General features: G+C 34.2%; 12 protein-coding genes. 4 read left to right on the forward strand and 8 right to left on the reverse strand.

What is annotated here, in order from left to right; all coding sequences use genetic code 11:
• Nucleotides 1-11: 11 nt before the first annotated feature.
• The 4 genes from ABEB31_RS06955 to ABEB31_RS06970 form a co-directional block, all read right to left on the reverse strand.
• Nucleotides 12-1,250: a hypothetical protein gene (locus ABEB31_RS06955; protein ID WP_347050621.1), complete on the reverse strand. Its 1,239-nt coding sequence runs from the start codon at nucleotides 1,248-1,250 to the stop codon at nucleotides 12-14.
• Nucleotides 1,183-1,653, reverse strand: coding sequence for a hypothetical protein (locus ABEB31_RS06960; RefSeq protein WP_347050622.1), 471 nt, complete (start codon nucleotides 1,651-1,653; stop codon nucleotides 1,183-1,185). Before ABEB31_RS06960 ends, ABEB31_RS06955 begins: the two co-directional genes overlap by 68 nt.
• Nucleotides 1,654-1,770: 117 nt before the next feature.
• The gene (locus tag ABEB31_RS06965; protein WP_347050623.1) at nucleotides 1,771-2,484 is read right to left on the reverse strand and encodes a LytR/AlgR family response regulator transcription factor; all 714 of its coding nucleotides are present in this window, start codon (nucleotides 2,482-2,484) and stop codon (nucleotides 1,771-1,773) included.
• Complete coding sequence (locus tag ABEB31_RS06970) at nucleotides 2,460-3,455, reverse strand: sensor histidine kinase (protein WP_347050624.1); 996 nt, start codon at nucleotides 3,453-3,455, stop codon at nucleotides 2,460-2,462. Before ABEB31_RS06970 ends, ABEB31_RS06965 begins: the two co-directional genes overlap by 25 nt.
• A gap of 211 nt (nucleotides 3,456-3,666) precedes the next feature.
• On the opposite strand from ABEB31_RS06970, the gene ABEB31_RS06975 reads away from it, so the two are divergent.
• The 4 genes from ABEB31_RS06975 (at nucleotide 3,667) to ABEB31_RS06990 (ending at nucleotide 7,734) form a co-directional block, all read left to right on the forward strand.
• The gene (locus tag ABEB31_RS06975; protein ID WP_347050625.1) at nucleotides 3,667-3,879 is read left to right on the forward strand and encodes a hypothetical protein; all 213 of its coding nucleotides are present in this window, start codon (nucleotides 3,667-3,669) and stop codon (nucleotides 3,877-3,879) included.
• Nucleotides 3,880-4,128: 249 nt separating this feature from the next.
• On the forward strand, nucleotides 4,129-5,658 hold the full coding sequence (locus tag ABEB31_RS06980; RefSeq protein ID WP_347050626.1) for a SulP family inorganic anion transporter: 1,530 nt from the start codon (nucleotides 4,129-4,131) through the stop codon (nucleotides 5,656-5,658).
• 236 nt (nucleotides 5,659-5,894) lie between these two features.
• A complete protein-coding gene (locus tag ABEB31_RS06985; RefSeq protein ID WP_347050627.1) occupies nucleotides 5,895-6,803 on the forward strand; it encodes a helix-turn-helix domain-containing protein in 909 nt (302 codons plus the stop codon).
• A 91-nt stretch (nucleotides 6,804-6,894) separates the two neighbouring features.
• A complete protein-coding gene (locus ABEB31_RS06990; protein WP_347050628.1) occupies nucleotides 6,895-7,734 on the forward strand; it encodes an oxidoreductase in 840 nt (279 codons plus the stop codon).
• 237 nt (nucleotides 7,735-7,971) lie between these two features.
• Here the strand turns inward: ABEB31_RS06990 and ABEB31_RS06995 are convergent, their stop codons facing one another.
• From ABEB31_RS06995 to secG, 4 genes are all read right to left on the reverse strand, one after another.
• The gene (locus tag ABEB31_RS06995; protein ID WP_347050629.1) at nucleotides 7,972-9,171 is read right to left on the reverse strand and encodes an alkaline phosphatase family protein; all 1,200 of its coding nucleotides are present in this window, start codon (nucleotides 9,169-9,171) and stop codon (nucleotides 7,972-7,974) included.
• 313 nt (nucleotides 9,172-9,484) lie between these two features.
• Nucleotides 9,485-11,116 (reverse strand): chaperonin GroEL, encoded by a 1,632-nt coding sequence (gene groL, locus ABEB31_RS07000; RefSeq protein WP_347050630.1) that lies wholly within the window; start codon nucleotides 11,114-11,116, stop codon nucleotides 9,485-9,487.
• Nucleotides 11,117-11,194: 78 nt separating this feature from the next.
• Nucleotides 11,195-11,470, reverse strand: a complete 276-nt coding sequence (locus tag ABEB31_RS07005) for a co-chaperone GroES (RefSeq protein ID WP_012023920.1) — start codon at nucleotides 11,468-11,470, stop codon at nucleotides 11,195-11,197.
• 145 nt (nucleotides 11,471-11,615) lie between these two features.
• Entirely contained in the window at nucleotides 11,616-11,948 is a 333-nt protein-coding gene (gene secG, locus ABEB31_RS07010; protein ID WP_347050631.1) for a preprotein translocase subunit SecG, read from the reverse strand.
• Between the last annotated feature and the right edge of the window lie 3 nt (nucleotides 11,949-11,951).

The following is an 11,951-nucleotide window of genomic DNA, read 5'->3' on the forward strand; positions in this document are numbered from 1 at the left end:
TTTTATTTGTATTAATCTAGCACATTATGTCCGTAGTCTATATACTTAGTAAATAGATTCCATTTGTCTGATCCAACTGGTAAATCTATTTTGAAGCAATTTGCTTCGTCTAGTCCTTTTAAGCTTAAAAATTTATAATATTCATCCCAAATCCATGATGTAGATGTTAAAGGATTTGTTGATGGATGCATAGTATATTGTGTTTCAAGAATTGTTCTATTTGATAGTGTAGTTACTGAATCTCTTATCTCAAAAAGTACTTTTTGCATCGTAGGAATCATTTTGTTGTACATGAAATCATGTTGTTCATTTACAGTAGGATACATAGAGTTTAAAATTTTTACGAAATCTGCTCCGACATTGGGATTGCTTGCTTTTACAAATAGATAAGCATGTATGCATTCATGCAATACGGTTTTAGCATTTTCAATCTTAGTTTGACTCATACTTGATCCAACCATTAATATCTGTTTGCTTACTTTTATTATAATGTTTTTTGTAATCGGATCCTGTATTGTAATAGCATTAACTTCTTCCTTTGTTGGATCATTATCTTTATAAACATGATCCTCTATCTCAAATTTCACATTAAACTTTTTACTATCAGTAAAAATATCTAAAAATAAACTTTTAAATTCAGGTGATTTTGTTAAAGCATCGTAGATTTCTATAAATTTTTTATTTTCAGATAAATCTTTTTTGTCTAATATTGAAAATAAGTCAATGTCTGCTGGTGATTTTTGCGAATATTTAAAATTTTGAATGGCATTTTTAAGTTGGGTAGTTGCAGAGAATTGACCATCTTCTATAGCATAGATCATTCGTTCTGTAAAAGCCTTATTGGAAGGAGTATCTCCATCTGTATTTAAGAAATCAAGTAATAATATGCTATAATTAAAACCATTTATTATAGTATATTTTTGTAATGCATTCAGTGTATAGTCGGACTTAAATATTTTTTGTAATTCAAAGTATACAGCTTCTCCGGTTGTAGCAGAAGTAGTGGACCCTCCAGATCCCCCTGACCACGTTGTTTTTGTGCCTGAAGGAGGTGTGCTGGTGCCAGATTGTGAGAAATTACTTCCTGAACAATTGCAATTTGTAAGCACATTTGGATGTTCACATGCACCATTGGGATGGGCATGACAAGTGCAATCCATGATTAGGGTAACACAATAACAATCATATTTTGAAGTAGCTCTTTTTGTTGTATGGATCAAAATTAAAAGCTTTATAATTAATACTACCATCAGCCATGCCTTCAAGTATAATTAATTTTGTGTTAACGTAGTTTTCTCCTATTTCAACAGATAGCTTATATAATATATTAGAATTTGTATCAGATTTTAGATATAGCGGGATACTGTAAGCTGCTTCATTTTTATTATTTTTAACAGCTGTAATATTTTTGTGATCGAAGTAATAGTTGGTTGGTCCTGAATATGTTCTAAGGTTTGAAACAGGATTATTTTCTATAAACAAAGCTAAATCGAGATTTTGTTTTTTTAAACTACTTAATAATTCTTCAACAGTAACTTTTTCGGTATAAGTAGATGATTTTGATTTTGTTTCAGCGTCACTATCTTCGATACTGGCACAAGAAGTAACCATCAGAATTAGGAAATAAATAAAAATAAAGTAATTCTTTGACATCGTATAATTATAATTTAATCTCCAAATATAAATAAATGCTTAATAAAGAATGTTAAGTATATAGATTTTTGAAAGTTAAATTTTATTTTTAAATTATATAATTGATAAGTTCCCTAATTATCTAATCGAAAGATTATCCAGCAAAATCTGATATTTCCTTCCCACCGGGATAATATCCCCATTACACATCGTAAGCGATTTAAAAGTAACCGAAGTGATTTTGTCTACGTTTACAATAAAAGAACGATGCACTTGGAGAAAACTTTTACAGTCTATTTCTGAGCCAATGCTAGAGAGTGAACCGTAAATAATGTGGGGTAAATTAAACCTGGTGCTGTGCAGTTTCATATAGTTGCCCAGGCTTTCTACATAAACAATATCATGAAGCGACATGTCTATATTTTGCCCATTCACTCTGTAGGAAATGGCTTTGGCGTCGGTTGCGGTTTCTTTTTTAAGACTGTTTCCCGAGAAAAAAGTTTTGGCTTTTTCTATGGCTTTGGCAAATTTATCCGGCGAAATTGGTTTTAAAAGATAATCGATTGCATCGTTTTGATACGCCGAAAGTGCAAAATCTGAATATGCTGTTGTTACAATTGTGAGCGGTCTATTTGGCTGGAGTTCCATTAATTCTACACCCGAAATCACCGGCATGTTAATGTCGAGAAAAATGATATCGTATTGGTTTTTGTTGAGCATTTTTATACCTTCCATACCATTAAAAGCACTTCCGGAATGTTCCAGTTCGTCAAATTTAGAGATGTGCGAAATCAGTGCTTTGTGCGCCGGCGATTCGTCATCAATGATCAGACAGCGGTAGGTAAGTGCCATATGCTTAATTTTACGGTAAAGGTATTTTTCTCTTTTTTACAACTCAAATCATGTTTTAAGCCGTAAACTTCCAAACGTCGTTTGAGGTTCTCAATTCCGATTCCGGTGCTCGAAAGCCGTGATCCCGAATCGAGATAATTGTTTTTTAAAGTAAATGTCAAATTTCGGCATTTTACTTTTAAATCCAGATTAATAAATGGCGCTGCCGTTTCTGCAGAAAATTTTACCGCATTTTCGACCAATGGCAAAAAGAACAAAGGCGGAATCTCTATAAAGTCGTGCAGACCTTCAATATTCTGATTAACAGCAAGTCTTTCGTTTCTAAAGGTGTAATATTCAATATATTTAGTTATGAAAGCAATTTCTTCCTCCATTAAAACATAATCTTTTTTTGAAGCTTCAATCTGGTACCGCAGCATATCAGAAAGATTCAGGATTCGATCGGGAACTTTATCGGGCTCTGCAAGTGCTTCTCCGTAAAGATTATTCATAGCATTCAGTAAAAAATGCGGATTCAGCTGTTGCTTTAAAAAAGAAAGTTCCGACTTGAAATTCATAATGTCCTTGTCGTTTTGACTCATTTTCTTGGTAATAACAATATGAATAAAGTAGAAAAAGGTCCCGTTGATAATGAGCGAAACAATTTGAAGGGTTTTTAGATTTCCTAATCCGACATTGGGAAAAAACCAATTCATAAAGAAATAAAAACCAGTCCAATATATCACCAGAAGCACAAAAAACAGCTTGACCTTTTTTCTAAACAGAAAAGGTTTAATTATAAAAACATTAAAAAGGGTAATCCAGACAATACACGGAAAATAACCAACGGCAATCTTACTAAGAATATAAGTCCAGTCGTGTCCGTCAAGTTTTACCTCGTCATAAATACAAGCTAGGATTACTAAATATACAAGCGTGTGTACGAGGAGATTTCGAAGAAAGAAGTTTTGATAAATTTTAGCGATTGTCATAAGCGCAAAAATAATATAATAGTATGGTCTGGAAGCATTTGAACAAAATAAATTATACCAACGCCGTTCGTATAAAACATACGCCACTGGTATAAAATTGCTATAAAAATCTAAAGCGGTGGAGTATTTTTGGTCTCAATTGAAGTGCATTTCATGAAACCACTGTCGTGAAAGAGAATTAATAAGTTTAAAATATTAAATAAAAGAACTTATGATTGTAGAAGTTTTTAAAACAAATGTTTATAAGGAATCCCAGAAAGAGGATGTAATGGCAATCATCCAGACGAAATTTCCAGATTATAAAATAAATTTTGATCTGGAAGATTGCGACAAGATACTCAGAGTAGAAGGTAAAGACCTCAAATGTGAACCTATTATGGATTATGTGCATTGTCTGGGTTTTACCTGCGTGAGATTGGAATAATTAAATCCATTTATTTGAAAATCAGGTAAAAATACGCGGTAATATCTCCTTTATATATACGTATTTTGCTTTATTATTTACTTTTAATTAAAATAAAAAAATGATTGGTTTTATTCTTTCCATTTTTCTTTTTCTTCTGAAACAATTGAGCTGATTTTCCAGTCCAATTCTTTAAGCTGTCTTATAGTTGCTTTTTCATCATGAAAAGGTTTGTTCTTTTTTTGCATATTATTTTTCTAATTTTGTGCCATGAAAAAAGCATTCCAACTCTTCGATTTTACTCAAAAGGTGAATTACAAAAATGAAATTTTAGCAGGTTTAACAGTTGCGATGACGATGATTCCTGAATCTTTATCGTTTGCAATTTTAGCAGGATTTCCACCTTTAGTCGGATTATATGCCGCTTTTATTGCAGGTTTAGTAACCGCAATTTTTGGAGGCAGACCCGGAATGATCTCCGGCGGGGCAGGAGCTACCGTAATCGTTCTGATTGCCTTAATGAAATCTCACGGAATCGAATATGTTTTTGCAGCGGTCGCACTTGGTGGTGTTGTACAAATTTGTGTTGGACTTTTTAAGCTCGGAAAATTTATTCGGCTTGTTCCTCAGCCTGTAATGTTTGGTTTCGTAAACGGATTGGCAGTGGTTATTTTTATGTCGCAGCTGGAACAGTTTAAAACCGTGATCAACGGTCAGGTTTCCTGGCTTTCGGGAACGCCTTTGTACATTATGCTGGGTTTGGTGGCATTGACGATTGCAATTGTTTTGATATTTCCGAAGATTACAAAAGCAGTTCCGGCTTCTTTGGTTGCCATTATGGTGGTTTTTGCATTGGTGATTGTCTTTAATATTGAAACCAAAACAGTCGAGGATATCGCTTCAGTTCAAGGCGGATTTCCTCCATTTCATATTCCAAATATTCCATTTTCTTTTGAGACCTTAAAAGTAATATTTCCCTATTCGGTAATTGTTGCCGCGGTCGGTTTAACAGAAGGTTTGCTTACGCTGAATCTCGTAGATGAGATTACAGGAACGCGTGGCAACAGCAATCGCGAATGTATAGCGCAGGGAAGTTCGAATATTCTAAATGGTTTTTTCTACGGAATGGGAGGCTGCCCGATGATTGCACAGACTTTGGTAAATCTTGGTGCCGGTTCCAGAGCCAGACTTTCGGGAATTATTGCCGCGTTGACGATCTTACTGATTATTCTTTTTGGTGCTCCCGTAATCGGAAAATTACCAATGGCAGCTCTTGTAGGAGTAATGATGATGGTGGCTATTACGACTTTTGAATGGGCCAGTTTTAAGGTGATCAATAAAATGCCGAGACACGATATTTTTGTCGGAATCCTGGTTGCCGTTATTACAATTTTATTGCACAATCTGGCATTAGCAGTTTTAATTGGCGTTATAGTTTCGGCTTTGGTTTTTGCCTGGGAAAGTGCCAAAAGAATTCGCGCCAGACATTTTGTTGATGTAAACGGAATTAAATATTACGAAATTTATGGTCCGTTATTTTTTGGTTCGACTACCACTTTTATGGAAAAATTTGATATTCAGAACGATCCGGATCATGTGATAATTGATTTTAAAGAAAGCCGTATTTCAGACATGTCAGCAATTGAAGCTGTAAATAATCTCACGAAAAAATACAGTCAGCTCAATAAAAAGGTTGAATTAAGACATTTAAGCCAAGACTGCAGGCAATTACTTAAAAATGCAGATGCCGTTATTAATGTAAATGTAATTGAAGATCCGAGTTATAAGGTGGTTTCATGATAGTTTAATAATTAGAAAATGTGTCAATTTGATCATTAGATAATTGTTCTAAAAATATTTTGCATTTTTATTTTGTAATGCGGAGCAATGGAAGCTTTCACAGAAGCCTTGCGTGACAATTGGGAGCCCCCTTCTCCTAAAGCCCCCGGGATCGCTCAGGATAACATTCGATAATTATCTAATTCTCAAATTGTCACATTCTTAAATTAATAATTTGATTTTTGTAACTTTGATAAATGAAACTTACAGAAACACTCGAAGATTTTTATACCGTTAAAATAAAGGGAATGCCCGAAAACCTTACAAAGGAAATCGGACATTTTAATGTTTTTAAACTGGACGATTATATTGGAAGCACTTGCAATCCATTACCTTATACGCGTAAAGACTTTTTTAAAATAAGTTTGATCGTTGGCAGGAATAAGATTCATTATGCAGATAAAGTGGTAGCAATAGAAGATCAGGCTTTATTTTTTGCAAATCCACAGATTCCTTACAGCTGGGAACATATTGACGAAAAACAAACCGGGTTTTTCTGCATTTTTACCGATGCATTTTTTAGTCAGTTTGGGAATTTAAAGGACTATCCATTGTTTCAGCCCGGAGGAAATCCGGTGGTTCCGGTTTCTAAAGAACTGGCAGCATCTTTAAAACTGGTTTATGAGAAAATGCTCGAGGAAATTAATTCTGATTACGCTTTTAAATACGATGTACTTCGAAATCTGGTTTTTGAGATTATTCATCTTGCGTTAAAAACACAGACCGTAACTACTTCATTATATAGTAAATCGAATGCTACAATTCGAGTTTCTTCTTTGTTTTTAGAATTGCTAGAAAGACAATTTCCTGTTGAATCAATTTCTCAGCAAATTAATTTTCGTTCTCCTTCAGAATTTGCACAACAGTTAAATGTGCATGTCAATCATTTAAATAAAGCTTTGAAAGAAACAACCGGAAAAACAACTTCTCAGATTATTTCTGAAAGAATTGTACAGGAAGCGATGATTCTGCTAAAACAAACCAATTGGAATATTAATGAAATTGCTTGGTGTTTAGGATTCGAAGAGTTGTCTCATTTTATTAATTTCTTCAAGAAAAATGTTCAAGTTTCTCCCAAAAACTATCGATTAGCAGAAATTGATTGATTTTTGTAACTTCTTGCTTGATTGGTTTAATTTTTAGCAGGGACTTTGCCAATACCTTTGTCATGTAATTAATACTTAAAAAATTTAAATCATGGAAAATAGTAAAGTTTGGTTTATTACAGGTGCTTCAAAAGGACTTGGATTAGAATTAGCTAAAAAATTATTGGCAGAAGGATTTAAAGTTGCTGCAACATCAAGAAATGAAGCATCTTTGATTAAAGAATTAGGAAATGCATCCGAAAAGTTTTTTCCGCTTGAAATGGATTTATTGAACGAGAAAAGTGTTCAGAATGCAATCAACAAAGCGGTAAGCCATTTTAATACAATTGATGTTTTGGTAAATAATGCAGGTTACGGATTATTAGGTGCTTTAGAAGAATTAACCGATGCAGAATCGAGAAAAAACTTCGAAGTAAATGTTTTCGGATTATTAAATGTAATCAGAAATACAATGCCCATTCTTCGTGCGAATCAATCAGGACATATTTTTAACATTTCTTCTGTTGGAGGATATTTCGGAGAATTTCCGGGTTGGGGAATTTACTGTTCAACCAAATTTGCCGTTGCCGGTTTAACAGAATCACTGGCAGCAGAAATTAAACCTTTCGGAATTCATGCCACGATCGTTTATCCAGGTTATTTTAGAACCGATTTCCTAAAAGACGGTTCGCTTTTACTGCCAGAAAATCCTATTGCAGATTATAAGGAAGTTAGACAATCTGAAAACGCTCACAAAGGAGATATAAACGAAAATCAACCCGGAGATCCGGTAAAATTAGCTGAAGCCTTAATTAAAGTTAGTCAGGATCAGAATCCGCCGCTGCATTTATTTTTAGGTGAAGATGCTTTTAATATGGCCAACCAGAAAATTGCAAGTGTTCAAAGTGAATTGGGAAAATGGAAAGAAGTTTCTGTTTCGACAGCGCTGTAAATGAGAAACTTTTTAATTAGAAAATGTGGTAATTTGATAATTAGATCATTGTTGTTTTGCTGACTTACTCCAGATTTATCTGGTGGAATAAAAATAGATGATTAAAAGGCTTTAGCCAAAACTATAAAGTTTGGCTAAAGCCTTTTAAATTTTGATCAAAAACTCTTAGCTAAAGCCTGGAGGCAATTGATTTTATTTAATGTAATTATCTCATTATTAAATGGACACATTTTCTGATTATTTTAGCATCGACTTGACATCGCTAAGCTTTCCGTCAATTTCGCCAATTTTTAAACCTAAAATTTCTGCAATTAAAGGATAGACGGAAATGTTTGGAAATGTTTTTACTTTTTTATTGACTTTAAAAGCCGGGCCTTTGGCATAAAATATAGCGTGCATATCTTTTTCATTATTATCATAACCGTGTGTTCCGCCTTTGATATGCGTACTTTCTTTCGTTACCAAACTCCATCCTTTTTGTGCTTCAATAACAAAATCATGCGCGCGCGGATTAGTTCCGTAATGCAATCTTTTTGGAACATCGGTTGATTTCCAGAATCTAATGTGCGGAACTTTCTTTAAAGCATTCGCAATAGAATCCTTGTAACCGGGTTTTGCCTGCAAACTCATAATCGGATTGATTACATCTTTATATCCCAGCCATTCCGGTTTTAAATAATCTAAAACAGCAACTTTCCTGTCATTACTGATATTGGCCATTCCATGATCAGAAACAATTATTAAATTGATTTGTTTTCCGATGGGCAACTGATCTAATTTTCGGGATATTTCACCCATTATAGAATCCATTTTTATTACAGATTTTTTAGTTTCCGGCGAAAGCGGACCATAATTATGCCCCGAATGATCGGGTTCGTCAAAATATAAGGTCACCAGATGAGGTCGCTGTTTTTCGGGAAGCTGGAGCCATTTCATGACAGTATCAATTCTTGCTCCGTACGGAATTTTGCCATCGTATTTTTTAAAATAAGTTGGATTTCTTTTATCAATATCAGATCCCGGCCAGAAGAAGGATGCTGTTTTCACGCCTTGTTCTTCTGCCAAATTCCAAATCGGATTTCCACCGTAAAATCTGGAATCATTTTTGGCATCACTTGATAATGAAAAAGGCTGGTTTAGAGAAGTATCATAAAAAACATTATTAATAATTCCGTGATGATCGGGATAAAGTCCTGTGACTATTGTATAATGATTTGGAAAAGTTTTACTCGGATATGAAGGTTTCATTGATTTTGCATGAACGCCTTCTTTTTCAATCTGTTTTAGATTTGGGAGATTATAAAGTTTCCCGTAATCCCAACGGAATCCATCCATAGAAACTAAAACGACGTAATTTTCTTTGCTGTTTTGTGCATTTAAAAAATTGGAAAGGATTACGAATGTAAGAAGTAATAGACGAATAGTAAATTTTCTCATTTTATAATTTTAAAAGCGCAAAGTTAAGACTAAACCATTTTTTAAAGAAAAAGAGAATGTTAAATAAAAGATAGCCACGAATTCACGAATTATTTTTTTTCTGATCTTTGTGTTTAAAATAGTTGTCATTAATTACACGAATGCTTTTTATGAAAAAAGCTCGCCACAGATTATAATTCTTTTAATCTGTGCAATTTGTGGCAAATAAAAAATATACGTAAAGATTAGAGAAAAAATAATTCGTGAATTCGTGGCGAATAAAAAAAGCGCCAGATAAAAATCCAGCGCTTTTAAGTTTTAAGAAGAGAATAAATTACATCATTCCTGGCATACCGCCACCCATTGGCATTCCGCCGCCGGCATTTTCTTCTTTAATATCAATTAATGCACATTCTGTAGTTAATATCATTCCAGAAACAGATGCAGCATTTTCTAATGCAACACGCGTTACTTTTTTAGGATCGATAATTCCGGCAGAAAGCATATCTACATATTCGTCTGTTTTAGCATTGTAACCAAAATCACCTGAACCTTCAGAAACTTTTGCAACAACAACAGAACCTTCAAGACCTGCATTTTCAACAATAGTTCTTAATGGAGATTCAACAGCACGAGCTACGATCTGAATTCCGGTTGCTTCGTCAGCATTATCAGCTTTTAAGTCAGCTAAAGCAGTTTTAGCTCTTAATAAAGCTACACCACCTCCGGCAACGATTCCTTCTTCAACAGCAGCACGAGTTGCGTGTAATGCATCATCTACTCTGTCTTTTTTCTCTTTCATTTCTACTTCAGAAGCTGCACCAACATAAAGAACAGCAACACCTCCGGCTAATTTAGCCAAACGCTCCTGCAATTTTTCTTTATCATAATCAGATGTAGTTGTTTCCATCTGACCTTTAATTTGGTTTACACGGTTTTTGATGATATCTGCTTCACCTGCACCGCTTACAATTGTAGTATTGTCTTTATCGATAGCAACTCTTTTTGCAGTTCCTAACATTTCGATAGTTGTGTTTTCTAATGTATAACCTCTTTCTTCAGAAATTACAGTTCCACCAGTTAAGATTGCGATATCTTCCAGCATTGCTTTTCTTCTGTCTCCGAAACCAGGAGCCTTAACAGCAGCAATTTTAAGAGCACCTCTTAATTTATTTACTACTAATGTAGAAAGCGCTTCTCCATCAACATCTTCAGCAATAATTAATAATGGTTTTCCTGATTGCGCAACTGGTTCTAAAACCGGAAGTAATTCTTTTAAAGAAGATACTTTTTTATCGTATAATAAAATGTAAGGAGAATCTAATTCCACTTCCATTTTCTCTGGGTTTGTTACAAAGTAAGGAGATAAATATCCTCTGTCAAACTGCATACCTTCAACAACGTCAACAAAAGTATCCGTTCCTTTAGCTTCTTCAACAGTGATAACACCTTCTTTTCCAACTTTAGCAAAAGCTGTAGCGATTAGTTCACCAATAACTTCATCATTATTAGCAGAAATAGAAGCAATTTGTTTGATTTTATCAGAATCACTTCCTACCACTTTAGCTTGTTTTGCTAAGTCAGCTACGATAGTTTCAACAGCTTTGTCGATACCACGTTTCAAGTCCATTGGATTTGCTCCTGCAGCAACATTTTTTAAACCTTCTTTTACGATAGCCTGAGCTAAAACCGTAGCAGTTGTAGTTCCGTCTCCTGCTAAATCATTAGTTTTAGAAGCAACTTCCTTAACCATCTGAGCGCCCATATTTTCTAATGGGTCTTTTAATTCGATTTCTTTTGCAACAGAAACACCATCTTTTGTAACGGTTGGTCCACCAAATGATTTCCCGATAATTACATTACGACCTTTTGGTCCAAGAGTTACTTTTACAGCATTTGCCAATGCATCAACACCACGTTTTAATCCGTCACGTGCTTCAATATCAAATTTTATATCTTTTGCCATTTTTAGTTTTTGTTTAAAGTTTTATTTGTTTCAAGTTCTATGAGTACTTAGTACCTAGTGCTTTGTACTTAATACTTTTTAGATTATCGCAAGAATATCATCTTCACGCATAATCAAATAATCAGTACCTTCTAATTTTAACTCTGTTCCGGCATATTTTCCGTATAGAACAGTATCGCCAACTTTTACGGTCATTGTATGATCTTTAGATCCATTTCCTACTGCAACAACAGTTCCCTTTTGTGGTTTCTCTTTGGCAGTATCCGGAATAAAAATACCTGAGGCAGTTTTGGTTTCAGCTGCAACAGGCTCAATAAGTACGCGGTCTGAAAGCGGTTTAATGTTTAAAGCCATGATTTTATAAATATTATAAGTTATACGTTTTTTTTATGTTCTTTTAACTTTCAGAAATTGTGCCATGCTGCAAAAACTGACATTTTTTCCTAAAAAAAATGCCAGCTTTGACAGGCTGGCATTAGATTTTTATATCGGGCTGTAATTATTTAGCCGGAGCTGCAGGAGTTCCTTGTGCAGGTACTACAGGAGTAGTTACAGGAGCTTCAGATTTGTCAATGATTTTAGAGTCGTTATCGCTTAAAGTTCCGGTAGAAAAACTTAAACTTGAAAGTAAAATTAACACAATTAAAACGGTAGCTAAAGTCCAAGTACTTTTATCTAAAAAGTCGGTTGTTTTTTGTACTCCGCCTAACATTTGCGTTCCGCTGATAGTAGAAGACAATCCGCCTCCTTTAGGGTTTTGTACCATAATAACTACGATCAATAGAAAACAAACTATTGTGATTAAAACTAAAAAAATTGAAAATGTGCTCATTAC

Source organism: Flavobacterium olei (genome assembly GCF_039749035.1).
GTDB lineage: Bacteria > Bacteroidota > Bacteroidia > Flavobacteriales > Flavobacteriaceae > Flavobacterium > Flavobacterium olei.

Excerpts from the sequence above, each read along its gene's own strand:
- ABEB31_RS06955 (WP_347050621.1), bottom strand. The coding sequence starts at position 1,250 with ATGGTAGTATTAATTATAAAGCTTTTAATTTTGATCCATACAACAAAA.
- ABEB31_RS06960 (WP_347050622.1), bottom strand. The coding sequence starts at position 1,653 with ATGTCAAAGAATTACTTTATTTTTATTTATTTCCTAATTCTGATGGTT.
- ABEB31_RS06965 (WP_347050623.1), bottom strand. The coding sequence starts at position 2,484 with ATGGCACTTACCTACCGCTGTCTGATCATTGATGACGAATCGCCGGCG.
- ABEB31_RS06970 (WP_347050624.1), bottom strand. The coding sequence starts at position 3,455 with ATGACAATCGCTAAAATTTATCAAAACTTCTTTCTTCGAAATCTCCTC.
- ABEB31_RS06975 (WP_347050625.1), top strand. The coding sequence starts at position 3,667 with ATGATTGTAGAAGTTTTTAAAACAAATGTTTATAAGGAATCCCAGAAA.
- ABEB31_RS06980 (WP_347050626.1), top strand. The coding sequence starts at position 4,129 with ATGAAAAAAGCATTCCAACTCTTCGATTTTACTCAAAAGGTGAATTAC.
- ABEB31_RS06985 (WP_347050627.1), top strand. The coding sequence starts at position 5,895 with ATGAAACTTACAGAAACACTCGAAGATTTTTATACCGTTAAAATAAAG.
- ABEB31_RS06990 (WP_347050628.1), top strand. The coding sequence starts at position 6,895 with ATGGAAAATAGTAAAGTTTGGTTTATTACAGGTGCTTCAAAAGGACTT.
- ABEB31_RS06995 (WP_347050629.1), bottom strand. The coding sequence starts at position 9,171 with ATGAGAAAATTTACTATTCGTCTATTACTTCTTACATTCGTAATCCTT.
- groL (WP_347050630.1), bottom strand. The coding sequence starts at position 11,116 with ATGGCAAAAGATATAAAATTTGATATTGAAGCACGTGACGGATTAAAA.
- ABEB31_RS07005 (WP_012023920.1), bottom strand. The coding sequence starts at position 11,470 with ATGGCTTTAAACATTAAACCGCTTTCAGACCGCGTACTTATTGAGCCT.
- secG (WP_347050631.1), bottom strand. The coding sequence starts at position 11,948 with ATGAGCACATTTTCAATTTTTTTAGTTTTAATCACAATAGTTTGTTTT.